Annotated in this window: 21 protein-coding genes; 15 read left to right on the forward strand and 6 right to left on the reverse strand. The window is 39.9% G+C overall.

All coding sequences use genetic code 11. From position 1 onward, the window contains the following. Window positions 1–79: 79 nt before the first annotated feature. The 3 genes from tsaB to ACOB82_RS16330 all read right to left on the reverse strand — a co-directional run bounded on the left by tsaB (window position 80) and on the right by ACOB82_RS16330 (window position 3,087). Entirely contained in the window at window positions 80–772 is a 693-nt protein-coding gene (gene tsaB / locus ACOB82_RS16320; protein ID WP_448214053.1) for a tRNA (adenosine(37)-N6)-threonylcarbamoyltransferase complex dimerization subunit type 1 TsaB, read from the reverse strand. After that, a complete protein-coding gene (locus ACOB82_RS16325; RefSeq protein WP_448214054.1) occupies window positions 769–2,700 on the reverse strand; it encodes an ATP-dependent DNA helicase in 1,932 nt (643 codons plus the stop codon). The genes tsaB and ACOB82_RS16325 overlap by 4 nt, the downstream gene beginning before the upstream one ends. Before the next feature lie 66 nt (window positions 2,701–2,766). Further along, window positions 2,767–3,087, reverse strand: coding sequence for a hypothetical protein (locus ACOB82_RS16330; RefSeq protein WP_448214055.1), 321 nt, complete (start codon window positions 3,085–3,087; stop codon window positions 2,767–2,769). A 768-nt stretch (window positions 3,088–3,855) separates the two neighbouring features. On the opposite strand from ACOB82_RS16330, the gene hisG reads away from it, so the two are divergent. The 11 genes from hisG to ACOB82_RS16385 all read left to right on the forward strand — a co-directional run bounded on the left by hisG (window position 3,856) and on the right by ACOB82_RS16385 (window position 19,587). Continuing rightward, window positions 3,856–4,755, forward strand: coding sequence for an ATP phosphoribosyltransferase (hisG, locus tag ACOB82_RS16335; protein ID WP_448214056.1), 900 nt, complete (start codon window positions 3,856–3,858; stop codon window positions 4,753–4,755). 4 nt (window positions 4,756–4,759) lie between these two features. Then, on the forward strand, window positions 4,760–6,082 hold the full coding sequence (hisD, locus tag ACOB82_RS16340) for a histidinol dehydrogenase (protein WP_448214057.1): 1,323 nt from the start codon (window positions 4,760–4,762) through the stop codon (window positions 6,080–6,082). After that, window positions 6,079–7,290 carry a histidinol-phosphate transaminase gene (hisC, locus tag ACOB82_RS16345; RefSeq protein WP_448214058.1) on the forward strand — a complete coding sequence of 404 codons (1,212 nt, stop codon included), beginning with the start codon at window positions 6,079–6,081 and terminating at the stop codon, window positions 7,288–7,290. Before hisD ends, hisC begins: the two co-directional genes overlap by 4 nt. Further along, entirely contained in the window at window positions 7,291–8,358 is a 1,068-nt protein-coding gene (hisB, locus tag ACOB82_RS16350) for a bifunctional histidinol-phosphatase/imidazoleglycerol-phosphate dehydratase HisB (protein ID WP_448214059.1), read from the forward strand. Next, on the forward strand, window positions 8,358–8,978 hold the full coding sequence (gene hisH, locus ACOB82_RS16355) for an imidazole glycerol phosphate synthase subunit HisH (RefSeq protein ID WP_448214060.1): 621 nt from the start codon (window positions 8,358–8,360) through the stop codon (window positions 8,976–8,978). Before hisB ends, hisH begins: the two co-directional genes overlap by 1 nt. 96 nt (window positions 8,979–9,074) lie before the next feature. Next, window positions 9,075–9,809, forward strand: coding sequence for a 1-(5-phosphoribosyl)-5-[(5-phosphoribosylamino)methylideneamino]imidazole-4-carboxamide isomerase (gene hisA / locus ACOB82_RS16360; protein WP_448214061.1), 735 nt, complete (start codon window positions 9,075–9,077; stop codon window positions 9,807–9,809). 234 nt (window positions 9,810–10,043) lie between these two features. Next, entirely contained in the window at window positions 10,044–11,825 is a 1,782-nt protein-coding gene (locus ACOB82_RS16365; RefSeq protein WP_448214062.1) for an autotransporter assembly complex protein TamA, read from the forward strand. After that, a complete protein-coding gene (locus ACOB82_RS16370) occupies window positions 11,825–15,727 on the forward strand; it encodes a translocation/assembly module TamB domain-containing protein (RefSeq protein ID WP_448214063.1) in 3,903 nt (1,300 codons plus the stop codon). The genes ACOB82_RS16365 and ACOB82_RS16370 overlap by 1 nt, the downstream gene beginning before the upstream one ends. Window positions 15,728–16,074: 347 nt before the next feature. Next, window positions 16,075–17,214 (forward strand): DcaP family trimeric outer membrane transporter, encoded by a 1,140-nt coding sequence (locus ACOB82_RS16375; protein WP_448214064.1) that lies wholly within the window; start codon window positions 16,075–16,077, stop codon window positions 17,212–17,214. A gap of 101 nt (window positions 17,215–17,315) precedes the next feature. Further along, complete coding sequence (locus ACOB82_RS16380; RefSeq protein ID WP_448214065.1) at window positions 17,316–18,842, forward strand: M20 family peptidase; 1,527 nt, start codon at window positions 17,316–17,318, stop codon at window positions 18,840–18,842. Window positions 18,843–19,326: 484 nt separating this feature from the next. After that, window positions 19,327–19,587, forward strand: coding sequence for a hypothetical protein (locus tag ACOB82_RS16385; protein WP_448214066.1), 261 nt, complete (start codon window positions 19,327–19,329; stop codon window positions 19,585–19,587). Window positions 19,588–19,774: 187 nt separating this feature from the next. On the opposite strand, the gene ACOB82_RS16390 is transcribed toward ACOB82_RS16385, so the two are convergent. After that, window positions 19,775–20,644, reverse strand: a complete 870-nt coding sequence (locus tag ACOB82_RS16390; protein ID WP_448214067.1) for a hypothetical protein — start codon at window positions 20,642–20,644, stop codon at window positions 19,775–19,777. Between the two features lie 951 nt (window positions 20,645–21,595). Here ACOB82_RS16390 and hisF point away from each other — a divergent pair. The 4 genes from hisF (at window position 21,596) to ACOB82_RS16410 (ending at window position 24,359) form a co-directional block, all read left to right on the forward strand. Continuing rightward, a complete protein-coding gene (gene hisF, locus ACOB82_RS16395) occupies window positions 21,596–22,369 on the forward strand; it encodes an imidazole glycerol phosphate synthase subunit HisF (RefSeq protein ID WP_448214068.1) in 774 nt (257 codons plus the stop codon). A gap of 2 nt (window positions 22,370–22,371) precedes the next feature. Next, on the forward strand, window positions 22,372–22,992 hold the full coding sequence (hisIE, locus tag ACOB82_RS16400) for a bifunctional phosphoribosyl-AMP cyclohydrolase/phosphoribosyl-ATP diphosphatase HisIE (RefSeq protein ID WP_448214069.1): 621 nt from the start codon (window positions 22,372–22,374) through the stop codon (window positions 22,990–22,992). 534 nt (window positions 22,993–23,526) lie between these two features. Then, window positions 23,527–23,829, forward strand: a complete 303-nt coding sequence (locus ACOB82_RS16405) for a DUF6559 family protein (protein ID WP_448214070.1) — start codon at window positions 23,527–23,529, stop codon at window positions 23,827–23,829. Between the two features lie 74 nt (window positions 23,830–23,903). Further along, window positions 23,904–24,359 carry a GNAT family N-acetyltransferase gene (locus tag ACOB82_RS16410; protein ID WP_448214071.1) on the forward strand — a complete coding sequence of 152 codons (456 nt, stop codon included), beginning with the start codon at window positions 23,904–23,906 and terminating at the stop codon, window positions 24,357–24,359. 115 nt (window positions 24,360–24,474) lie between these two features. Here ACOB82_RS16410 and ACOB82_RS16415 read toward each other — a convergent pair whose 3' ends face one another. Together ACOB82_RS16415 and ACOB82_RS16420 are read right to left on the reverse strand one after the other, a co-directional pair. Further along, window positions 24,475–24,864: an MAPEG family protein gene (locus ACOB82_RS16415; protein ID WP_448214072.1), complete on the reverse strand. Its 390-nt coding sequence runs from the start codon at window positions 24,862–24,864 to the stop codon at window positions 24,475–24,477. A gap of 57 nt (window positions 24,865–24,921) precedes the next feature. After that, window positions 24,922–25,938: an AraC family transcriptional regulator ligand-binding domain-containing protein gene (locus ACOB82_RS16420; protein WP_448214073.1), complete on the reverse strand. Its 1,017-nt coding sequence runs from the start codon at window positions 25,936–25,938 to the stop codon at window positions 24,922–24,924. Window positions 25,939–26,073: the final 135 nt, after the last annotated feature.

Consider the following 26,073-nt stretch of genomic DNA (forward strand, 5'->3'; position numbering starts at 1 on the left):
CTAAATATCAATCTTTAAATAATCAACCTTTAAATAATTAACTTTGCAGCTAACAAGCTTTTCATTATCAAATTTAGCGCTATCGACCCGGTAATTTCTTCCAAGAAACGGTATCTCTAACATAAACAGGTTGTGCTTGCTCTGCCGGTACTGCCTCACCTAAAGCCAATGCCTGCTTTGCCTGCGCTAACATATATTTAGCATTAGGGTATAAAACCTCAATATTATTTTGATTAGCACAAATAGCGTTGAGCTCCGCACTATAGGCTTGCCAACCAGTACCAACACCATACACAGGATTATCTTGTTCAAGCATTTGCTTGGCAAAATCCCCCGGCGACATTACTTGCTCACTATCGGTTAGCTGCATAATGCCTTGTTCATTTGCCTGCCAGTTTGAGCAATAGACTTCCGACATTCGAGCATCGATGGCGACACTGACTTTTTCTTGTTGATGCGCGACAAACGCTTGCTGCGCCATGGCTTGCATAGTTGAAATGCCAATGGTTGGAATATCTGCAGCAAATGCCAAACCTTGAGCGACACCAATACCAATACGGACACCAGTAAAACTGCCCGGCCCCCTGCCATAGACTAAGGCATCAAAATCGCTTAGCTTAAACCCTGATTCTGCCAACAACCTATCCACCATAGGTAATAACACTAAACTATGAGATTGTGGGCAAAGTTCAAAGTTGCTAATAATTTCTTGTTGATTTAACAAGGCGACCGAACATGCTTCTGTTGAAGCATCAATGGCTAATAATTTCACTGTGGTTGGTTCTCACTATGTATCGCTGAAAGAAATGACTCAGCGTAACTTAAATCTCTACTACGTTTCATATCTGGCAAACTGCTTAAAAACGTTTGTCCGTATGGCCGATTAACTAAACGATCATCACAAATAACTAAAATACCGCGATCATTAACATCGCGAATTAATCGTCCGACGCCTTGCTTTAGCGCAATTACCGCTTGTGGTAATTGAATATCAGCAAAGGGATCTTTCCCCTGGCGTTTCGCATCTTCACTTCGAGCTTGAAGTAACGGGTCATCAGGGGATGCAAACGGCAATTTATCTATGATAACACAGGTTAGTTGGTCGCCTCTAACATCTACGCCTTCCCAGAAACTGGCAGTGGCTAGTAATACCGCTTTTGGGTTAGCCATAAATTCAGTTAGCAAATTACGCTTAGCCATTTGCCCCTGAACTAGCAGAGGGTTGTCAATTTCTTCGGCTAAAATATCAGCCACCAAATTCATCATCCGGTAGCTAGTAAACAGCATAAAACAAGCGCCCTGTGATGCTGCAATCAGCGGCTTTGCTAAATCAGCTAATGCCCGTGGCCGGCGTTTGTCATTAGCATCGGGTAAATAGCGCGGCACGATAAGTTGCGATTGATGAACGTAATCAAATGGACTGTCCAGCATCAATGTATGTTGCTGTGATAACCCTAGCGGCTTGGCAAAATGTTCAAAACCATTGTTCACTGCCAAAGTAGCGCTGGTAAAAATCCAGCCAGCGCCGGAATCTGCCACCACCTTGCTAAATTTTTCAGCAATCGATAATGGCGTTTGATGCAAGGTAATATGCTGGCGAGTTGTTTCGTACCAAAGACTTACTTCGAATGCCTCGACATCGGCAACGATATTGAACTTTGCTAGCAAAGTGACTGCACGTTCAAAACAATTATCTACCAGTTCATTACGAGAAACATTAAGTTTGAGTACTTGATACAGAAAATCTAAATCCTGTTTTAAGTGCTCAAACGCCTGAGCAATTTGCTGAGACGCTAGTTTTTCACGCCAGTTACCACGTTCAGGATCATAAGCAAATAGTAATCGAAAATCCTGACAACTGCGGCTGAGCTTTTCTGCCGCTTTAAGTAATTGTTTAGCATCGGTAACGGTAGTTTTGTAAGCCTGAATCACATCAGCACAAAGCTCTTGCACTTGTCTGGTTGAAAACGATTCACCAAAATATTCTGTGGCAATATCAGAAATTTGATGAGCTTCATCAAAAATCACCACTTCAGCTTTAGGGATCAATTCACCAAAGCCAGTATCTTTCAACGCCATATCAGCAAAAAACAAATGATGATTCACCACAACTACGTCAGCTTCAATAGCGCGCTGCCGAGCTTTAACTAAATAACAGTCATCAATATGTGGGCAATCGCGGGCTAGGCAGTTATCAACTGTACTGGTGATATAAGGAAATACGTTAGAGTCTTCGGCTATGGTATCAAGCTCACCAATATCACCAAATTGAGTGGCATTTGCCCATTTTCTCACATTGACAAAATCAGCTAATCCTTGAGCATCCAGCTGACCACGAGAATGCTGAAATTGCTCCATGCGGTACAAACACAAATAGTTTGAACGCCCTTTTAACAAGGCCATTTGAGCATTGGTTGCCAAAGCTTTTTTTATAATAGGTATGTCTTTATGGAATAGTTGTTCTTGCAGCGTTTTCGTACCGGTAGAAACAATGACTTTTTTGTCAGACATTAAGGCAGGGATCAAGTAGGCAAACGTTTTACCCGTTCCGGTTCCAGCTTCAACAATCAGTGAAGATTGCTGATTAATCGCTTTTTCTACTTCCAACGCCATATCAAGCTGAGCTTGTCTTGGCGAAAAGCCATTAATCGCTTTAGCGAGAAGTCCGCTAGAAGAAAACGCCTGTTCAACAGTGCTCATACGCGCAATAAAAATACGAATTAATAATTAAATACAGCGGCGTATTATATCGGCTAGCGCAAAGGATTAAACAAAAATGTCTAAATGTTGAATTTTATTGTCTTCATCTTTTTCTATTTTATTTTTATGTTGGTCGGTTTGCAGTTCATTATCAATATCTTCAATCACCTCTTCATCAGGTGCTTCAGATGATGATGCTTGCTGCTGGCTATATTTTTTTTGCCCATGTTGTTGGGTCACAGTATAACGCTCATGCTCATCCATATGATCATGCTCGTCATCAATCGACTGAGTACTCGCGTCTTTAGACAAACGTTTAACTCTAAGTTTATCAGCCTTAATTTTGTTTGGTGCTACACGCGTTAACTGTGTAGTAAAAATGTCCATAAATCCTCTCTACTTATGGTATTAGTGTCACCAACAACTATCACTAATACCTAAACGTAAAATGTAAAGTTACGCCTACTTACTATTTCGCTAGGGTTATTCACTAGTTTTAGCAACTGATAAATAACTATTACTTTGACCACAACTTTACAATAATTGCACAACAAATAAACACTGATTGCACATGGCAACGTGTACAGGCTTGCTTAATGCCTATTTTTTAATCACAAGTTAACTTTATATCGACCAAAAATCAAAAAACCTTAATTGATAGGCTTAGTTATAAACGCCTTGTTAGCAAAGGCGCATCTAGATGCCTATATCAAAGGCTTAGAAGACAAATGTATATAGCGATAATAATTTTTTATAAGTGAAATAAAAATTTAGGGTTGCACGATTAAACTTTAGTCAGTATGTTAATAGTCAGTTGGGCTCAAAAACAATAATAAATAGCACAGCTACTGTAATATCAGACTTAGTAATTAAACTTAACATTTTGCGCCAAAGCCTGATAAATAAAAGAATATAGAAAGTTAGAATTTACAATTAAAGGCAAATAAATAATGAAAATAAACCTAAGCACTATCCATCATCACCATCATACGGATTAGCCGCTCAGGTTTATTCGCTGAGGGGCTATGGCTCTTTCAGCGGTAAACGACTTATTTGATAGTCTCAAAAACCCCGAAAGAGTCCACTCTCTCGGGGTTTTTTACGTTTTAAGGTTTATTAAAAATTTAGTTACACCAACTTTAGGAAATGGAAGAAATGACTACAGAAACTCGTTTACGCATTGCCATGCAAAAATCTGGTCGCTTAAGTGATGAAACACAGCAGTTACTAAAACGCTGCGGCTTAAAACTCAATGTTGCTGATCGTCGTCTACTTGCCCATGTAACTAACATGCCGATTGATATTATGCGTGTACGTTCAAGTGATATTCCTGGCTTAGTGATGGATGGCGTTTGTGATTTAGGTATTGTTGGTGATAACACATTAGAAGAAACGGCATTAGAGCGTAAGTTATTAGGAATAAATGCTGACTATGTTAAAACCGTAGGGCTAAATTTTGGTGGTTGCCGACTCTCACTAGCTATGCCAGAAGAGTTTAATTATCAAGGTATTGCCTCGCTAAATGGTTTGCGTTTTGCCACCACTTATCCGCAATTACTGAAACGCTTTGCTCAGCAAAGTGGCATTGAATTAGATTTTTGTTTGCTTAAAGGTTCGGTCGAAGTGGCGCCTCGTGTTGGCTTGGCTGACGGTATTTGTGATCTCGTTTCAACCGGTGCCACGCTTGAGGCCAATGGTTTAAAAGAAGTAGAAGTTATTTACCGCTCTAAGGCCTCATTAATTCAATCATCGTCAACCATCACACCAGAAAAACAAGCAATTCTCGACACCTTATTACCGCGTATTCAAGGGGTTATGAAAGCTCAAGAAAGTAAATACATTATGCTACACGCGCCTAAAGATAAACTTGAGCAAGTCAGCTTTTTAATGCCAGGTAAAGAAACGCCTACGGTATTACCATTAGCTGGTCGCGACGATATTGTTGCTGTACACGTGGTTGCCACAGAAACCTTCTTCTGGGAGACCATGGAAAAATTAAAAGACTTAGGCTGTAATTCTATTTTGGTGATGCCAATTGAAAAAATGATGGGCTAGTAAAATGACCAAACCAACACTATTACCCACAACTATTTGGTCTTCGTTATCGGAAACCGAACAAAAAGCTGCATTAGCACGACCGGCGATTGCTGAGAGTGGTCTGTTAGCCACGCAAGTAGAAAACATTATTAATCACGTAATGGAATCTGGCGATAAAGCATTATATGAGTTTACAGAGCGCTTTGATGGTATTAAATTGACGACATTAGCCGTCAGCCAACAGCAGGTAAATGCCGCGATTGCGTCATTAGCCCCTGCCCGCTTACAAGCTTTAGAAACAGCCTATAATCAAATTAAACGTTTTCACCAAGCGCAGCGTCAAGACGATATTGAAGTGGAAACTTGTCCTGGTGTGTTGTGCACTCTAAAAACCGAAGCCATTGAAGCGGTTGGGTTATACATTCCAGCAGGCAGCGCGCCCTTACCTTCAACAGTATTAATGCTTGGCGTTCCTGCTCAATTAGCCAACTGTCCACGAAAAGTATTGGTATCACCACCTGATAAAAACGGCAATATTGCCCCAGAAGTGTTAGCGGCGGCAAAGCTGTGTGGTATTGATGAAATATATGCGGTTGGTGGTGCGCAAGCTGTTGCTGCACTAGCCGTAGGTACCGAAACCATAGCCCCGGTCAATAAAGTCTTTGGCCCTGGCAATCGCTATGTTACCGAGGCGAAAAAGCAATTATCACAACATATAGCTGGCTTTGCTATTGATATGCCGGCAGGCCCTTCTGAAGTCTTAGTGATTGCCGATAGTCAGGCAAATCCGGCATTTGTTGCAGCCGATCTACTTTCTCAAGCGGAGCACGGTGAAGACAGCCAAGTCATATTATTATCAGATAGCTTAGCCTTGATTGATAAAGTTAGAGCACAAATAGAGCTTCAGGTTAGTACCTTACCACGTGAGCAAATCGCACGTGCCGCATTAAGTAAAAGCCGATTAATTCTTACGGAGTCAATGGCTCAAGCTGTTGAAGTTTCAAATAGCTATGGCCCTGAGCATTTAATTATTCAAACGCAAGAAGCCGATAGTTTAGCGATTAAATTAAGAAATGCGGGGTCAATTTTTGTCGGTGCATACACCCCTGAGTCAGCGGGTGATTATGCTAGCGGTACTAATCATGTATTACCAACCTATGGCTATTCAAAAGTTGTTAGTAGCCTATCGTTGGCCGATTTCTCCCGACGTTTCACTTTACAAAAAATTAGTCGTGAGGGTTTAGCCAACCTAGCACCGGCAATTATTGAGCTTACCAATGCAGAAGGTTTAGATGCCCACCAGCGTGCGGTAACGATTCGACTTGCGGATGATCAAGCATCATGAAGATAAAAACAAAACCATCAAACTTAAAATCGAACTTAAACTCGAACTTAAACGAAAACATAAGCACAAGTGTTTCACAGCTCGCCCGCAGTGAACTTCTTGATATGGTGCCTTATCAGTCAGCTCGCCGATTACAACAAGCGGATAAAAACGCAAGCGACGGCAATGAACAGACGGTAAAGCAAGCTAATCGCCAAATTTGGCTAAACGCCAATGAAGCATCAGGGCAAGGCAAATACAGCATCAATGCTGAAAATATTAATCGCTATCCAGACTTCCAACCAGAGCAGTTGCTTAATGCTTATAGCAAATATTGCGGATTACCGGTTGACAATATTTTAGCTACGCGCGGCGCTGATGAAGGTATCGAGTTGATTATTCGCACCTTTTGTACCGCCTATCGAGACAATATCTTAATTTGCCCGCCGACCTATGGCATGTATGCCATTAGCGCAGAAAACCATGGTGCCGGCATTATGCGAGTACCGTTAATTAACAACTTGCTAGATGTAGAGCAAATCGTAGCTAATGCAGAACAGGTTAATGTCATCTTTTTATGTTCGCCAGGTAACCCTACGGGTAACCTATTACCAGCAGATCAAGTAAAAGCGGTACTTGATGGCGTAGCTAATCAATGCATTGTTGTGCTTGATGAAGCTTATATTGAGTTTGCACCAAATGATTCGGTATTAGCATGGCTAGACAGCTACCCTAACCTGATCATTTTAAGAACCTTATCAAAAGCCTTTGCGCTGGCTGGCTTGCGATGTGGCTTTACCTTGGCAAGTACTGAAATCATTCAGTTAATGTCTAAAGTCATTGCCCCCTATCCAATTTCGGCACCTGTTGCAGAGCTAGCCTCTTACTATTTAACCCAAGATGGGCTGAGCATAATGCAGGAGCGAGTGCAAACAACCAACAACTTACGTGAGCAACTGAGTGCCTGGCTTGCCAAGCAGTCTTGGTGCCAGCAAGTTTATGTCAGTAATGCCAATTTTGTGCTGTTTCGCACGCCCTTTAAAGACGTTATTTTTGACGGGTTAAAACAACAAGGCATTTTAATTCGTGATCAATCTAAGCAACCGCAATTAGAAAACTGCTTACGCATTAGCATTGGCAATGCCAGCGAAATTGATTTGGTCAAACAAATAATTAGTCAAATAATGATGCAACAATCACAACCAGCAGTAACACAGGAATCAAAGTAAATGACCAGACAAAATATTCTATTTATCGACCGAGACGGCACCTTAATTGAAGAACCACCCGTTGATTTTCAGGTAGATACACTAGAAAAACTAGTGTTTGAGCCAAACGTTATTCCAGTGCTACTGTCGTTGCAAGACAAAGGGTTTCGCTTAGTGATGGTCACCAATCAAGACGGTTTAGGCACTGATAGTTACCCGCAAGCTGATTTTGATTTGCCTCATAATAAAATGATGGATCTATTTAGCTCTCAAGGGATCGTATTTGATGATGTGTTAATTTGCCCACATTTCGATAGTGAAAACTGCAGTTGCCGCAAGCCTAAACTTGGCTTGGTTGCCGATTACTTGCAGCAAGGTAAAGTCAATTTTGCCAATTCATTTGTAATTGGTGACAGGGAAACCGATCTACAACTAGCGGCTAATATGGGCGTTCAAGGTATTAAGTACGACCGAGCATCAAATAATTGGACTGCCATTGCCGAACGCTTACTTAATAAGCCTCGCCAAGCAACTGTCACCCGTACCACCAAAGAAACCGATATTACCATTGAGGTTAATTTAGATAGCACGGGAAATAATATTAAAACGGGCCTTGGCTTTTTTGACCATATGTTAGAGCAAATTTCTACCCACGGTGGTTTTGCATTAAATGTATCGGTTGATGGTGATTATCACATTGATGAACACCACAGCGTTGAAGATACCGCCCTCGCCCTTGGTAGCGCGTTAAAACAAGCATTGGGTGATAAACGCGGTATTGGCCGATTTGGCTTTGTCTTACCTATGGATGAATGTCGTGCTGAGTGTAGTTTAGATTTATCTGGCCGCCCTTGGCTGGCATTTGATGCAAAGTTTACCGATAACCGCGTCGGCACTATGTCCACCCAAATGGTCGAGCACTTTTTCCGCTCACTGGCTGACAGCATGGCCATTACCCTGCACTTATCGACTACCGAAGGAAATTGTCACCACCAAGTAGAAAGTTTGTTTAAAGTATTTGGTCGTGCATTACGTCAAGCTATTGAAGTAAAAGGTAATACGCTACCAAGTAGTAAAGGAGCACTATAATGGCTAGTGTTCAAACCAATGTCATTATTGATACCGGATGCGCAAATTTATCCTCGGTTAAATTTGCCATTAAACGATTAGGCTTTGATGCGTTAATCACCGATGATATTGCACAGATTAAACGGGCAGATAAAGTCATTTTACCCGGTGTAGGCAACGCTAAACACGCGATGCAAAATATTAACGCTAAAGGTTTAACTGATACCATTTTGCAACTTAAGCAACCAGTATTAGGCTTTTGTTTAGGGATGCAACTAATGTGTCGCGACTCTCTTGAAGCAGGTATTGGCAATGCAACTGAACAAGTGCAATGTTTAAATATAATTCCGACATCGGTTAAACCACTAGATGTCGGTAAGTTAAGGTTACCGCATATGGGCTGGAATACCTTAACCTCCGTCATTGATCATCCTGTATTTAAAGGAATTAATGCGGGTGATTACTTTTACTTTGTTCATAGTTTTTGTGCGCCAATAAGCGAATATACCGCAGCAAGTTGTGATTATGGGCAAGCTTTTTCAGCTGCTTTGGTAAAAGATAACTTTATCGGTTGTCAGTTTCACCCAGAGCGTTCAGGCGAAAATGGTAGCAAAATTATCAAAAACTTTTTAAACGCCTAACGGTATATTCGCGCTAAATGGCTAGATGGCTAAATAGCTAAATGGCTAAATGGCCAAATGACTAATCGCTTAATAAAAAATTTTAAGGTTACTATTATGATTATCCCAGCTATTGATCTGATCGATGGTGAAGTTGTCCGACTTTATCAGGGCGATTATCAACAAAAAACCAACTACCAATACAGTGCCAAAGAGCGCCAAACTGCCTATGCTAAAGCAGGCGCAAAAGTCATGCACTTTGTCGATCTTGATGGTGCTAAAGACAGCAACAAAAGACAGTTAAACCTACTTAAAACCTTAGTCAATCATCCAAGTATGACCATCCAAGTCGGCGGCGGAGTTCGCAGTAAACAAGATGTTATTGATTTATTGGACCTAGGTGCTGACAGAGTCGTTATTGGTAGTTTAGCAATCAAACAGCCACAACTCGTTAGGGCTTGGCTAGAGGAGTTTGGTGGAGAAAAAATAGTACTGGCATTGGATGTAAAAATAGATCAACAAGGGAATAAAACCTTGCCCACTCATGGTTGGATTGAAGACAGTGGTGTCAATTTAGAAGAATTGCTAGATGACTATATTAGTGCAGGATTAATCCACGTACTTTGTACCGACATCAGTAAAGACGGTACATTAAGCGGAAGTAATGTTGCGCTATACACCGAACTTTGCCGTCAATATCCAACAATTGCATGGCAGGCCTCTGGTGGTATTGGCAACCTTGAAGATATCAACGCTTTAAAACCTACAGGCGTTAAAGGTGTTATTTTAGGACGATCATTGCTTGAAGGAAAGTTTAGCTTAGAAGATGCGATTAGTTGCTGGCAAAGTTAGCTAATATCCTTATATCGCTAGGTTTTATCGACCACTACTTAGCACGTTAATGCATTTATTTATAAACGTTTTTTTACATTGTTAAGAAAATGATAACCTAGCGTTAATCTTTCGAGGGTTTTATACTACTGATCCTAAACTTAGCTAAAACTTAGTTAAAAACCTAGCCCAAAACACTAGGGCTTAATCAATACTTTTAAACGTTATCGTGTGAGCAATTTAGGTGTATAAACATTGAGTAAAACGTCTTTTTCAATTATTTACAGTGTGCTTATTTGCCTAATACTGTTTGTGCCAAACGCGGTGGCCAGCAATTTAAACATTAAAATTAATGGTGATATGCCTAATAGCGTCGAAAAGAATATTCGAAGTCATTTAGGAAAGTTACCGACATCATCTATCGAGCGCTCTGCTTTTATCTATAAAGCTAAGCCTAATGTTGAAGAAGCACTGCAAGCCTTAGGGTATTATCGCGCCAGAATTAATACTAAGGTCAATAAAAACCTAGCGGATGATATCTGGGAGTTGACTATTTCAGTGACTCCCAACCAACAAACAGCGATAGAGCAAATCAACATTACATTGCTCGGCGAAGCTCAAACCGATGATGCCTTTAAAGCATTACTGGATAAAGCACCGTTGAAACAAGGAAGCAGTCTGCATCATGGCCGTTATGAGCAATTAAAGGCAGATATTTTAGCGCTAGGTTTAAGTCGCGGTTATTTCGACGGTAAATTTACCCATTCAATTATTGCTATTCAGCCTGATCGCGTAACCGCCAATATAGACGTCGTTTACCAAAGTGGCATGCGCTACCAGTTTGGTAACATTAATTTTAGCGAAACCATTTTAAGGCAATCATTACTCGATAAATTTGCACCATTTAATCTCAATGAACCTTATGACGTGACTTTGCTACAAGACTTCCAGCGTCAACTGGAAGAATCACAATATTTTAGCGAAATCATTATTTTACCTAGCCATAATAAAGAAGGTGGTGAAACTGGCGACAACCGCCAAGTAACAGTAGATGTAAACCTTAACCCCACCAATAGCCACAGTTTTAACTTTGGTACCGGTTACTCCACCGATACTGAGTTTAGACAATCAGTGGTTTGGCGCACGCCCTTAGTTAATAGTTACGGTCACAAGCAAGAAACAAAAATAGAGTATTCAAAAATTAATCCGTTAGGAAGATTTACTTACACTATTCCATTGAGTCACCCACTCCATGATGTTCTGCAAACGCAAGTTTCTTTAGAAAACAATGACTATGGCGATATTGACAGTCGCCATGCTATCGCGCGTCTAGGGCGGCTCAAGTTTTATCGAGACTCTACTCTGGAATATTACACTCGATATCTTCATGAAACATGGCAAGTAAATGGTATCCACGATGATGCAAATTATTTTTTATTTGGGGCAACTTGGTCAAAAACTCAGCGTGTTGGCTTTTTGTTAGATCCTAGCGCCGGTTTTAGTCATTACTACAATATTGAAGGTACCCACAAAAGTATTGGCTCAGAAAGTAGCTTTATTCGTTTTAACGCAAAATGGCAGTACATTTTTACGCTCGCCCCTAACCACCGACTTCTAACACGAGCCGAGCTAGGTATAGCAGAATTAAGCGCGGATAGTGTTGAAAACCTAGCCCCATCTTTACGGTTTTTTGCTGGTGGCGATCTAAGTATTCGAGGGTTTGGTTATCAAGAAGTGGGGCCGATTGTAAAAATTACAGAAGATGATGGCACCATTAGAGAAATTGTCGTTGGTGGCACAAGAAAAGCGATAGGCAGTATCGAATATCAATACTACTTCAATGAAACTTGGCGTGGCGCACTTTTTGTTGACGCAGGCTCAGTGCACACTGGCGATAAAGCGAAACTGGTTTATGGCGTTGGCCCAGGCATTCACTATATGTCACCTGTTGGCGCTATTCGATTGAACCTTGGTTATAACATTAGTGAAGACGACCCATCTTGGCGCATTCACTTAGCCATAGGGGCAGAATTTTAATGACAAAATTGCTTCAAAAATCACTGCTCGGCGTAAGCGTTATTATTATCTTTTTATTGATAATGGTAATTTCACCACTGGGCTTGAAGCTTGCCGTGACTATCGCAAACCTAAGCGATGATATTAACATTGGTAAAGTTGAAGGTAGTTTGCTGTCAACAGTAAAGGTCCGCAGCGTGAACTACCAAACTAGTGGATTTGCATTAGCAATAAATAATGCCGAATTAACGCTTGAACTTTCGTGTCTATTACAAACAAAGTTTTGTATTGAAAACCTTGCAGCCGAGCTCGTCGATACCGCCATTTTTGACAATACTGAAAGTGACAATAGCGAAAGTGCCGAAACAACTGTCTCGAAAACAACAAATGCTTCAGAAAAAATTTCCTTGCCTCTCGCTATTACATTAAAGCAATTAGCGATTTTACGCGGTAAATTTGATAGTCCAGCAGTATCAATTACCTTAGATAACTTTTTAGCGAGTGCTCGGGCAAAACAATCACTGATCACGGTCAATAACGCTAGCCTTTTAAAGGTTGATGTTGTCACCAAAGCTAGCACGAAAGCAGAGCAAGTACAAAATCAAGATCAGCCTTGGCCACTAGCAAACTTACCCACGATTAATCTCCCGCTGGCCATTAACATCAATCAATTGGCTGTTGAACAAATAACGGTTAACGGTATTGATCTACAAACGGAAAGCAACGCTCAAAAAGAAACTGCCGCTCAAGCCGAAAATTCTGCTCAACCGCCTTCAGATAGCCCAAATAATAATGACGACATAACCCACTATATAACTGCGCAACAAACACAGCTTGCAGCAAGTTGGATGAATACCAAGCTGGTTATTAACAAGTTTAGTTCGCAGCTTATTGATTACGGGAAACTTTCATTATCAGGCCAAGTAGACTTTACCAATAATTACCCTCTTCGCCTGACCTTAAATACCGAGCTGGTCAATTTTGCCCTGTGGCCAGCGTTATCTGATACGACTCAAACACTCGAGTTATCAGGGGACCTAGCCAGCATTGGCTTAAATCTACAAAGTAAGGGAAATTTAGCCTTAATAGCAAGTGCCACGGCAGATGTAACCAAACAGGCTTTACCATTTGATATAACGTTAGATGCCAATCAATTCCCACTAATTAAACTACCGGAAGTCGACGCACAACCGACGGCGGTTAAACTTGTCGCCTCAGGCGATATTTTATCGCAACAATTTGAATTACAAAGCAAAATAAATGGTTATGGTTATCAACAAGCACAGCTGAACCTTGTAGCTAAGCATGGTGATAAAAACCTAGCTATTGAACAACTCAGTTTTAACGATAACAAAACGCAAAGTAAATTAGCCGTTGACGGCAATATCGATTATCAAAATAACATTAATTGGCAGCTATCTATTGCAACAAAAGGTTTTACCTTCCCACAATATATCGCATCAACCGTCACTGGTCGTTTATCTGGCGCGATAAAAACTCAAGGTAATTGGCAGCAGCAACAATGGGCTATCTCATTAAAAGATACACAGCTAAAGGGGGAAGTTGCTGGCTACCCAATAACCATAGATGCAAATATTGATTTAAATGAAAATTGGCGACTTTCGCCAGGTCACTTATATGTAAGCTCGCAAGACTCCTATATAAAAATAAACGGTTTAAGCGATGAAAACTGGCAATTATCGGGCAACGCCTATATTGCCAATATAGGACAATGGCATCCTGCAATTACAGGGGAAGTTACGAGCAAATTTACCGTATCAGGTCCGTTCGACAACCCTAATATTCATGTAGTTGCAGATATTAATGCGCCTGAACTAGCTTCCGTATCTACAGAAGCGATTCATCTAGTTGCTGACTATCAACCGCTAAGTAATCACCAAACACAATTGCAAATTACCAGTGACCAAATCGTGGCAAATGAATTAAGCTTTGAGCAAATTAACCTTGAACTTGCAGGCAATTTAGAACAACACCAACTTAACGCCTCTTGGCAAGGTGATAATGCCAGCGAGATTAATATTTCAGGCCAATGGCAAACGGCAAGCCAAACGTGGCAAGGGCAAATATCGCAAGCCAACATTGGTTTTAATACGCTTAATTGGCAGTTAGATCATGCAGTTGAGATTAGCGTTAATGCTCAATCAGAGCATGCGAAATTATCAGCACATTGCTGGCAAGGCGAAAGTGCTTCGTTATGTTTTAATCAAGCCATTGAACTGGGCCAAATTGGCAGTATTCATGCTGACATCACAGGAAAACTCGCCGAACTAGGAAAACTAGGGCTACCAGAAGATTTAACGATAAATTCAGACGTTACCGGACAACTAAATATTGATTGGCAAGGTCAAAATAACTTGAATGGCTCTGCTAAGCTTTCATTAACTGAGGGCAGCATTTTAATTAATCAAGATGAGGAGACATTAGTTCCAGTAACCTCATGGCAAGATGGCGCTCTAAATATCAGCTTAGCGAATAATCAGTTGGAGACTCATTTTGCCCTCAATCGCAAAGCTAAGAACTCTGAAAACCAAAGCCAAAGCAAAAGCCAAAACGAACAACTTCAAAGCCAGCGATTACAAGAGAATACAAATAGCCCGAGTAACCTATTGCCGCTAATCGAGCTGACTTCTAACGCTAAGCTGGATAATTTAGCCGATATCTCGGCTGATCTTGAGATAAACCAATTTAACATTGCGCCGTTTAAAGCGTTCACCAAAGAGCTTTCCTCATTAGCTGGCGAAATAACAGGACAAGTAACACTTTCTGGCGAGCTAGCTAAACCTCAAGTTAATGGACGCCTTGTGCTAAATAATGGCGCGGCTAATTCAATTAGAACACCATCAAAAATTGATAACATTGCCTTAACCGTGGAATTAACAGGAAACGAAGGTACTATTGATGGCGATATTGGCTTAAATAATCAACAAGCCAGCATCAATGGTAAGCTAAACTGGCAGCAGCAACTTGCCATGGAAATGCAAATAAAATCAGCGGAATTATCGCTGGCGTTACCTCCCCATATTACCGCCACTATCGCCCCAGATTTACATATACATTTGCTTGATAATAACCTAACTATCACGGGTAATTTGCATGTGAACAATGGCGAGTTATTACTTGCAAAGTTGCCACCAGGAAGTGTCAGTGTTAGTGATGACGTGGTATTTGTTGACGCTAGTGGCGAAGATATAGCTCCACAAAGCAAGTTTAGTATTACAACTAATATTAACTTATCCGTGGCTGACAAATTTCATATTGAAGGGCAAGGCTTTAATGGTTTTATTAATGGCGAATTGGTTATTCGCCAAGAACACAGTAACCCGCTGCAACTGTTTGGTACGGTAAAAATATCTAATGGTCGCTATAAGGCTTACGGCCAAAGCCTAAAAGTTGAAAAAGGACAGTTTTCGTTTAATGGTGCGGTCGACAACCCATTGATTGACTTACAAGCGTTTAGAGAAATAACCAAAGAGGATATTCGGGTCGGCATTAATATATACGGCCCTGTTAACTCAATGGTATTAACCTTTTTCTCATCACCATCAATGAGCCAACAAGAAACTTTATCTTACTTAATTAGAGGGCGTGGTATTGATGCGGGTACGTCTGGCGATAGCACCTTAGGATTAGCCATAGGCACAACACTAGCTAATTCAACGAATATTGTTGAAAGCCTAGAAAAAATTGGTGTGCTCAATCAAATAGAAATTGATGGTAGCGATGGTCAAGCTTCAATATCGGGTTATTTAGGCGAACGGGTTTATATCAAATACGGCGTTGGCGTTACTGAACCGATAAACGAATTGACCGTTAGACTCTATCTATTTAGTCGTATTTGGGTTGAAACAGTCTCAGGTTTAGAAAATTCTGCAGATATCTACTACTCTTACGATATTAAGTAACAGCCTAAATTGAAAGATAAGTTGATGAAAATTAGTCATTAATAATCAAGTAATGACAAAACGCTTTGATTTAGTTCAATGAACAAACAAAAAAGTAAAATATTTGTTATAAAAAAAGCATAATAATGTTGCATAATACCAATAATGTATTAAAAATTTAATAATATCAGCCATATTGAACAATTGTCTTTTATTCAAAGGAACTGATTTAACGATAAAGACTAAAAGGTAATTACCGATCGTTGACTGAAATTAACTTGCAAGTAGATAAACACTAAACATGGCAAGCGTGCCTTTATCCGGTTAAGAAGTATCAGTGGATTTAGCTCACGCCAATGGAGATAAACATGAGAAAGACACTATTAGCATCTGCCCTAGCCGCAACAGCGATGACCGCAAATGCAGCCACCATCGTATCGAATGAATCATCTGACTTTCAAGTTGCGGTAGGCGGTTATGCAAAGCTCGACATTATTGCTGATCTCGATGGTTCTAGGGATAAAGATCAGTTTCTCGTTAGTGGCATTCCGGTTAAAGGTGATGCTGACTACAATCGCAGCGGCTATTACCATATGCATGTCCGTGAGAGTCGAGTCAACTTGGACATCAGCAAGAAAAATAGTGATGAAGTAATACGTTTTCATACTGAACTCGATACATTTGGTGGTTCAAACAGCACAAATCCTCGTATACGTCTGTTATATGTTCAAATGGGTAAGTTTATTGTTGGTCAATACTGGACGGCAGTAACAGATTTACGTGCTATCCCCTACTACATTGACTTTGCTTTTGGCGAAGCGCTTTATGGTGGTAGAACTGTCCAAGCGCGTTACCAAACTGAATTATCTGAAGGTTTACAGTTTATTGCTGCAATTGAAGAGCCTTCTGGTAGCAAAATTGATAACCCATTTAATATTGCCGGTGAAGAAACCAATAAATTACCACTGCTTGGTTTCCGCTTAACTAAAGAATTAGAAAATGGCCACCTTAACTTTGGCTCTGAACTAGTACAATTACATTGGGATGGTATTCAAGAAGTCAGTAATGACGATGTGCTAGGTTGGTCAGTTTTATTTTCAGGTAGTTACAATATTTTACCAGGTAATCCAATTAAACTTGCGATATCACATGGCGATGGCTCTGCCAAAGGCGTATTAGCGCTTGCCGGTGGTGGCACCAGCGCTACACTTGATGAAAATGGTAAATTACATACTGATGAACATACCACAATTGCTGGTAGTTACACCCACCATCTAACAGAAAAATTAAATGTTACTCTCGGTTATGCGTGGTTAGATGTTACGCCATCAAAAGATCGTGAAGTTTCAGATGTAGAAACTGCTGGTATTGGTCACTTAAGCATGCTTTATCAATACTCTAAAGCGGTTGATATGGGGGTTGAATACATGTGGGGCGATCGTGAAAATATTGATGGCCGTGAAGGTGATGCTAGCCGTTTGCAAGCCATGGTGCGATATACTTTTTAATGAAATGTCTTATATCGCCCCCTCCTGTATAAAGCACATGTAAGACTATATAAACAATACATAACAAATAATTTATTCGTAAAAACCATAGGAAATTATCGATGAGTAGATATAGCAAAATTACTACAGGTATAGCTTCTGCTATTACATTGAGTGTCAGCCTGTTTGCTTGCGCTGATAGTGAAGACAAGTTCACTTCCATGCAAATGAAAGGTGTGGAGCAAGTAGAAATAAAGGTTGATTTAGACAATGCCGTTCAACGCTTGTCTAAAGCTGTAACCTTTAAAACCATTTCAAACCAAGATCGTGATGACTTTGATACTAAAGCATTTACTGACTACTATGAATTCATTAAAAATTCTTACCCACTCGTGCATAAAAACCTTAAGCGAGAAGTTTTAGGTAAGCCACGTCCATATAGCTTACTTTATACATGGGAAGGCAAAGATCCTAGCTTAGAGCCAGCCTTATTCTATGCACATGCTGACGTAGTACCAGTGCCAGAAGACTCGAGAGATAAATGGGCAGTAGAGCCATTTGCTGGAACAGTTAAAGATGGTTACATTTGGGGACGCGGTGTATTAGATGACAAAAACCAGATCCATGCCATTTTAGAAGCCGCTGAAATGCGTTTAAAAGAAGGTTGGCAACCACAACGTACTTACTATTTCGTATTTGGACAAGATGAAGAAGTTGGTGGGCCAGAAGGTGCTAAGCACATTGCTGATGTATTAGAAGGCCGAGGTATAGAGCGTTTCGCTTATGTGATGGATGAGTCTGCACCTATTACTCCGGGCATTTTCCCTGGCATTAATGAAAATACTGCGTTAATTGGTATCGCGCAAAAAGGCTTTATTAGTTTAGAGTTAGCTATTAATGGTATCGGTGGCCATTCGTCAATGCCAATGGAAGAATCAAATATTGGTATCCTTGCAGAAGCGATTAACAAATTAGAAGATGCACAATTCCCATACCGAATTCATCCTGCAGTTCGCCACCAATATCGCTTTATGGGCCCAGAGCTAGATGAGGCTAATCAAGCACTATACGCTGCTGTTGCGTTTGGTAAGGATGGTGAAATTACAGAGCTAGAGCAAAAATTTATTGACGTAATGTCGAAAAATGAAGTAACTCGAGCAATGTTACATACAACCATAGCGGTTACTATGTTTAATGCCGGTATAAAAGACAATGTACTACCACCTGCTGCAACGGCAGTGGTCAACTTTAGACCTATGCCTGGCGACACACCTGAAGTGATTATTGAACATGTTAAAAATGCAATTCAAGATGATCGCATTACTATTCGCGATATATCAGCTTCAACACCAGCAACGAATATAGCCGATCCGTTTAGCCCTGCATATAAAGTACTTGAAAAAACCATTCGCCAAACTTGGGGGAATGACTTGATTGTGGCACCATTTTTCGTAGTGGGTGGCTCAGACTCAAAACATTTCCAAGCGCGAAGTTTTGCTCCAGACGTCTTTACGATCACTGGTATTCAACTAGAAAACACTGAGGAATTTAAAGGCTTCCATGGAGTAAATGAGCGAATTTTAGTAGAAGAGTATGGAAAATCAATTGGTTTCTTCTATCAAATATTCTCTAATCTAAATGATTTGTAATCAAAAAAAACAGGGTGAATGTTAAATTAATCAGTTAATATAAACGCTTGCTAAGCGCTCCCTATTTCATTTGCAATCATATAAGCCCCTACAAGTAATTGTCGGGGCTTTTTTACAGGTAAACATAAGTGCGACTGATTTAACCTACTATGCCCTATCGGACACAATAACTGATTATTAACAAATGAGTTGTTCAATTAATAGGCGCAATTAACCTCAGCTTTGTATAAGAAGTAGTGTAAAGCTATATAAAACAATAACTCCTGTCTTCCGTAATTTCTAGCGTGACAATTTTTGCTGAATTCAAGGCTTTTTGATGTAGGAATAGCCAGTTATTTCACGTCAAAATAACGTCGAAGTCAGTAAAAATAGCTGCTAGAAACACTTTACTTATGCGAACCTGATGTGATGGTCTCCTCCCTAATTCGGCATCTAGGTGCCATGATTGAAGTGTAAACATGCAATCAAAACAGGAGAAGACCACATGCAGATTACAACAATTGGTATTGATATAGCAAAGAATGTCTTTCATGTCGTGTGTTGTAAAAGCGCGAATACGATAGTGCGTAAAAAAGCCGTTAGGCGCAGTCAGTTACTAACCTATTTGTCGAATATACCCAAGTGCTCTATTGCCATGGAAGCTTGCTCAACGTCTCACTATTCGGGAAGAGAAATAGCGGCATTGGGACATGATATAAAGTTATTACCCGCCCAACATGTAAAAGCTTTTTTAGTGGTGCCCTAATGGCTGAAAATACTGCAGGCGATTATCAACGTAGCAAGATACTTCAGCCAAGTAACAGAGTAGTCCAAAAAATTAAAAATAGATGCTTCTAACAATAAAAACGCCACCTTAACTGGGTGGCGTTTTTATTTATCGTTTATTGCGACTTAATGCTAATAGCTAAGTCTCTATCCGTCTGTCGATAATTTTACCAAGGCAAAGGTACAACAGGCGCGATAGTGAAGCGAATTTGAAAGTCTGGTCCAAACGCATCTGCTTGCTCAATATAGTGCCAATACTCAACGCCAAACTTCCAAGGGCGTCCAGCTAAAATCGCTGTTTTTTGAATGCCTACACCGACAGGAAAGGTCAAGCGTTGACCACTTTCTGCTTCATGATCGTAAGCAAATGTTGGTCCAGAGCGCAGCTGCCAACCGTCACTTAAGTTAGCTGTCCAGAAATATTGACCAGCAGTGACATTGGTATCAATATCGTCGTCGCCTGCAACGTCCCATTGATGCGTTACTAATACACCCACAGCACCCCATTTAGCAACTTTAGCTAATAATGCTGAAGGACCTAACGCCCACTGGTCTTTACCTAACGCATCATCAGTTGCCGTTGGGATAGTACCAACCAAACCACCTAGCGCAACAATACCGCCAGCAAATGTTTTACCAATACCTATATCAAAGCCAGTATCACCTAAGTTAACACCAGGATCGCTATAGCCGAACACAGGGTCTTTATCAGGATCAATATAAGGAATGTCTTGACTGATAACCACAGGAATCGCTGGACGAATAAATAAGTTCATTCCATTACCTAAAGGCTTAGGCAAACTTGGTTGAAAAGTAATGCGCGTCGCAGACTGACTTCCTGCTCTAAGCAAGTCACCATCAAACGAAATATAGTCAATATTAAAATTCATTAAACCTAACGCAGCATTCGGGTTTGATAATTCCGCCGCTATCTCGTCAACAGACTTCTGCTCTTCTGCTACTGCACTGTAACTCACGCCGACAAGAATGGCTGACACTAAGACACTTTTTGCCAAATTTTTAATTGAGTGCTTCATATTTTTACTTTGTCATTTTTCAATGTTCGTGATTAATGTTTATCGGTATAAACTGTAAGTATTTATGATTAACAGTGCAGAAATGACGTTGTTACTTCATGGTCACTCAATCACACTTCAAGCTATTGAACCCGCCAACTATACTTTACAGCTATCTTGTTAATATATAGTTAACAATAGTTGATACTGCCAAATAATTATCTAAACAAATCAGTTGACGGTATCAACTTGGCTTACCTACTTTGTTATCACTTTTTAATAATTTTATGTGTAAGAACCAAGCGACAAGAGTGCGATCTCGTCGAGCAATCTAACAACTAAACATGGACAATAGATATACTCAAAAGAATCAAGCCCCTCTATGTTGCAAAATTGTAACCTCAACGTTAACAAAGAGCAATGGCAAATGAACGATAGTGCTGAGCACTACTGCTAAATGATGTTGGCGTAATGTACTAAAAGTATATACTGATACAAGCGTAGGCTCGTACTTAACTATCATACTTAACTAATAAATAATTGCTTACAAATAAGCGACATAAGCACTTATAACCAGAGTCCATACCATTATTAATATTAACTCTAGCCATTTGTTGATTTTAAGTTAACTCTGTCGATGAACTGAGGTATATTTATTTCCTGTTTAACAATAGCGTCTGTTGAACTTTGTTTATATTTTCTGCAATCGATTAGTTTTGATATATAGTAAAGCACCATAAAGGTGATTAGATTATTCCACATGATGAATTCTAATTATTAAACAAAGAACAGCGGCTTTTAAAATAAATATAAAAGTTACTATTTTTACCACTTGGTTACTTGTGCCATGTCGTTAATTGTTCAGCACTTTTCTAGTGTAAGAAACAACTAAACTAGCACCCTGTTAATAATTTCCAGTTATAAAAATAAGTAAAAAAACCTAATTAAACGGCTAACGAGGAGTTCGTTGTCATGCTAGCCAAACGCATTATTCCCTGTCTTGATGTTCGCGACGGTAAAGTCGTCAAAGGAGTTAAGTTTCGCAACCATGAAATTATTGGTGATATTGTGCCGCTAGCGCAAAAATATGCGGAAGCTGGTGCTGATGAATTAGTGTTTTATGACATTACCGCTAGTTCCGATGGCCGCGTTGTCGATAAAAGTTGGGTGGAACGCATTGCTGAAGTTATTGATATCCCGTTTTGTGTTGCTGGTGGGATTAAATCAGAGCAAGACGCCAAAGAAATCCTAATGATGGGCGCTGATAAAATCAGTATTAACTCCCCTGCTTTGCAAGACCCTAACCTAATTGCGCGCCTAGCCGATCACTTTGGTGTGCAATGTGTGGTGGTTGGTATTGACAGCTTTTACGACAAAGAAACTGGCACTTACCAAGTGTATCAATTTACCGGTGACGAATCGCGTACCGAAAAAACCCAATGGCACACCGTCGATTGGATCAAAAAAATACAATCGTTTGGTGCTGGTGAAATCGTCTTAAATTGCATGAATCAAGATGGCGTCAGACAAGGTTATGATATTGAGCAGCTAACCATAGCTCGCCAAGCTGCCAACATTCCGCTTATCGCCTCTGGTGGTGCAGGTGAAATTTCTCACTTTGTCGATGTATTTAAACAAGCAGATGTCGATGGTGCATTAGCCGCCAGTGTTTTTCATAAAGGTATTATTGATATGTTAACGCTAAAACAAGCGTTAAAAGCCGCAGATATAGAAATAAGGGTTTAGTAGTGATTGTTAGCAATGCCAATATTGAGCAGCTCGCTTGGCAAAAAATGAATGGTTTATTACCGGCTATTGTTCAGGATGCCGCAACAGGTGCAGTGTTGATGCAAGGTTATATGAACCAAGAAGCGCTTAATGCAACACTTAGCACAGGTAAAGCAACATTTTATAGCCGTTCAAAACAACGACTTTGGATGAAAGGTGAAAGCTCAGGTAACACGCTTGATGTTCATCAAACAATTGCCGACTGTGATCAAGACAGTTTACTCATTTTAGCAAGTCCAAACGGTCCAACCTGTCATTTAGGCACAGAAAGTTGTTTTGCCGAACAAACCGTCACCCAGCAAAATTTCCTGTCTTATTTAGAGCGCTATATTAGTGATCGTAAAAATGATCCAGTAGAAGAAAGCTACACCGCTCGTTTACTGGCTCGTGGGACAACTAAAGTCGCTCAAAAAGTCGGCGAAGAAGGGGTTGAGGTCGCTCTTGCTGCAGTGGCTGAAACCAAAGAAGATCTATTAGGGGAATGCGCAGATTTGTTTTACCACACCTTAGTGTTACTGCAAGACAAGCAAGTTAAGCTTTCGGAAGTCATGGCCGTATTACAACAGCGTCACAATAAATAATACCAATTGAATTAAATATTTGATCATTCAGCGAGAATTAAACGGCTTATAGGCAAGGCATTGATTGCTGGTAATGATTATTCCCTTATCAAAATCAATAACGCGGCATATAAGCTATTTAAACTCGCCCTTGGGAGCTCGTCAGGAAAGTGATAACTTTGCAAATTGTTTTGATGGAGAATACTACACCTGCATCAATTTGCTTTGTTCTAACTCCCCTGACATAGCTCTGAACTGATTAAATATTTAATAAAATTGGTATAACTTCTATCGTAAAATAGCGACTAATTACTTAATCAGCTGCTATTTTACCCATTAGTTATTTACTTCAAAAACCGGTATCCCGACAGTACGTTTAATTACTCGCGGTTATTATAGTTTGAGCGTGTTGAGCTTTGCTGTGTGCTATTGCTGCAAATTTCACCATGCGCTAGTTACAATTTGTTTATTGATCCTTAGCTAGATCTGAGTATAATTCTGCTCCGATATCGTATTTACAAGTGAATAACAATTCATACTCGCTAAGGAATAGCAATGTTTAAATATTGGTCTATCAAACGTTACAGTAATAAGTTTCTTCCGACATTAGAACAACGTTACGGAAAACAAACACACTATAGTGCCCAGCAAATTCGTGCCACCGTTTACCAAAAAGACTTTAACCCTAAATTCTTACCCCTCGCCTATATCTTATTTCTAACACCGGAACACTTAACTCAAGTGATGGCCGATGAGTGTCCAGATATTGATATAGCAAAGTATAAAAAAGAAATGTTGGACTATTTAGCAACAAAGCAATATCACGGTTTATTAAGCCATATTCACAATATTAGTTAATTGTACCCTTAATAAGTTCATGGTTTAATTAAGCAATTTTCGCTTAATAGCTAGAGTGTTAGCTTAGTATTTTCATGAACTGGATTATTAAATCATTTAACCAATTAACCACGGATGAACTTTACGACTTGTTAAAGTTACGTATTGATGTGTTTGTTGTTGAGCAAACTTGCTACTACCCAGATCTCGATAACTTGGATAGACACCCAGATACCCTGCATATACTAGGTTATGGGGATGATCAATTACTGGCGTATTTACGAATATTGCCTGCTGGCACGACTTACAACGATTACAACAGCATAGGTCGAGTGGCTACTGCCGAGCAAGCTAGAGGCATTGGCTTAGGTCACCAACTAGTTAAATTAGGCATTGAAACCTGCCAAGCACACTTTAATGAACCGACAATCAAAATTTCAGCTCAACAACATTTAGCCAAGTTTTATCAACAACATGGCTTTGAGCAAATTACCGAAATGTATTTAGAAGATGGCATTCCACATATCGGCATGTTGTTATCGGCAAATTAGCTAAAAGTTAGTTGGTAATATTTACTGTTAACGTATTAGCTAATGCATTTATTAGCTAATACGTTAATTAATGCTTTAGTTAAGCAATTAGTTAAGCTGTTTAGCGAATTTACGCCTAATATGACAACAAAAATGTTACCGCCATCGCCAATAAAGTAATAAAGGTGGTCACCACACCAAGCGCTCTTGGTATTGATGTGCCGATGGATTTAGACAATCCAATCGCATGAGCAATACGCCCAAATAATAAAGCGCCGCCAAATACATGTAACCACATAGCGTCAAGACCACTTAACTCCAGCGCTGCTAACATAATCAAAGCTAACGGAATATATTCGGCAAAATTACCGTGAATTCTGATCGCTTGTTCTAATTCTTTTATTTCTTTACTACCTAACCCCACTTTATGTTTAAAGCGCTGGCGAATAACATTGATTGATAAAGCAATAAAAAGCAGTACTAACAAGCTGGTATAAAGGCCAGTTATGGCAATTGAAAAGTTCATATTGTTCTCACGATTGTTGTTATTTTTAAATACGTTAACTGATCTTTATCAAAAGCGCTAAGTTTTCTTATTTTTAGTACGCCACGCCGATGGTGTTAAACCTAGTTTTCGCTTAAATAGCCGAGTTAACACTGCAGGCTCTGAAAGCCCTAAGATTGAAGTAATCTCAATTAACGAAAGTTCAGTGTCTTTTAAATAGTAGGTTGCAACACCAATTCGCTCTTCTTCTAACAGTGCTTGATAATTTGTGCCCTCACGCTTTAACTTTTGCTGTAATTCATGGCGAGTCAAATTAAGCAAAGCGCAAGCCTCATCTATCCGCGGTAACCCCTGCTCTAATTGCTGATGAATAACCTTAATCACTTGATCGACAAAATTATCTCCCTGCTCTTTATCTAACCGATTTAGGTAGTCTCTAAGTACTTGATAAAGCCCAGCATCTGCACTTTTTAGTGGCGTTGTTAATTGAGTAACAGGAAATTCTATAGCAGTAAGCGCTTGACCAAAATGAACTGGGCAACGAAATATATGTTGATAATCTGACAAATTTTCCGGCGCTGAATGCTCAAAATAAATAGTTTTTGGGCTCCAACTTTCTGAAATGACTGTGCGAAAAAATTTAGTGATCAAGCCTACAGACAGCTCACAATGTTGTACCACAGAATCTCCGCTTAAACCGGTCAGTTGCACAGACAATATTGCCAAATGATGGTGCTGTTCAAGGTATATATTCATGCCTGTAGCATGTACTTTTAAAAAGCGAATTAGCTCATCTAACGACTCGCCTAACGTAGGTGCATGACGCATCAAATAACCAACAGGGCCTAATTTTTCTAGTGTTTGACGCTGAGACAACAGCAAACCAAAACGTGCTACACCAGTTCGTGCTGACGCTTCATTGAGTGCTCGCCAATAGCTCGGCATATTAATTAATGCTTCTGGGCTATCTAACACTGCCGGGTTTATACCTGCCTTGGTAAGAATAGCGTCAGGATCGCATTTGTAACTAAGTACAAAATCTCTAAAGCCTTCTAAACTGCCAGCTCGGGCATAACGTTGAGTTTGTGAGTCCACGGTTATGTTCGCTTATATCAATTTGATTTGCACAATTTAAACCACCATTCATTTTGACTTTTAAATAATTAGTTGTCACTAAAAATCAATTATCGAATTTCTCAATACGGCAAAGTTTGCTCGATGATTAACAAA

The sequence above is a fragment of the Colwellia sp. MEBiC06753 genome, assembly GCF_053470325.1.

Bases quoted from the DNA above. Each gene is read 5' to 3' on its own strand.
- ACOB82_RS16375 (WP_448214064.1), top strand. From the start codon at position 16,075: ATGAGAAAGACACTATTAGCATCTGCCCTAGCCGCAACAGCGATGACC.
- ACOB82_RS16410 (WP_448214071.1), top strand. From the start codon at position 23,904: ATGAACTGGATTATTAAATCATTTAACCAATTAACCACGGATGAACTT.
- ACOB82_RS16390 (WP_448214067.1), bottom strand. From the start codon at position 20,644: ATGAAGCACTCAATTAAAAATTTGGCAAAAAGTGTCTTAGTGTCAGCC.
- ACOB82_RS16370 (WP_448214063.1), top strand. From the start codon at position 11,825: ATGACAAAATTGCTTCAAAAATCACTGCTCGGCGTAAGCGTTATTATT.
- ACOB82_RS16380 (WP_448214065.1), top strand. From the start codon at position 17,316: ATGAGTAGATATAGCAAAATTACTACAGGTATAGCTTCTGCTATTACA.
- ACOB82_RS16325 (WP_448214054.1), bottom strand. From the start codon at position 2,700: ATGAGCACTGTTGAACAGGCGTTTTCTTCTAGCGGACTTCTCGCTAAA.
- hisC (WP_448214058.1), top strand. From the start codon at position 6,079: ATGAAGATAAAAACAAAACCATCAAACTTAAAATCGAACTTAAACTCG.
- hisG (WP_448214056.1), top strand. From the start codon at position 3,856: ATGACTACAGAAACTCGTTTACGCATTGCCATGCAAAAATCTGGTCGC.
- hisA (WP_448214061.1), top strand. From the start codon at position 9,075: ATGATTATCCCAGCTATTGATCTGATCGATGGTGAAGTTGTCCGACTT.
- hisH (WP_448214060.1), top strand. From the start codon at position 8,358: ATGGCTAGTGTTCAAACCAATGTCATTATTGATACCGGATGCGCAAAT.
- ACOB82_RS16415 (WP_448214072.1), bottom strand. From the start codon at position 24,864: ATGAACTTTTCAATTGCCATAACTGGCCTTTATACCAGCTTGTTAGTA.
- ACOB82_RS16385 (WP_448214066.1), top strand. From the start codon at position 19,327: ATGCAGATTACAACAATTGGTATTGATATAGCAAAGAATGTCTTTCAT.
- hisF (WP_448214068.1), top strand. From the start codon at position 21,596: ATGCTAGCCAAACGCATTATTCCCTGTCTTGATGTTCGCGACGGTAAA.
- ACOB82_RS16330 (WP_448214055.1), bottom strand. From the start codon at position 3,087: ATGGACATTTTTACTACACAGTTAACGCGTGTAGCACCAAACAAAATT.
- hisD (WP_448214057.1), top strand. From the start codon at position 4,760: ATGACCAAACCAACACTATTACCCACAACTATTTGGTCTTCGTTATCG.
- ACOB82_RS16405 (WP_448214070.1), top strand. From the start codon at position 23,527: ATGTTTAAATATTGGTCTATCAAACGTTACAGTAATAAGTTTCTTCCG.
- hisB (WP_448214059.1), top strand. From the start codon at position 7,291: ATGACCAGACAAAATATTCTATTTATCGACCGAGACGGCACCTTAATT.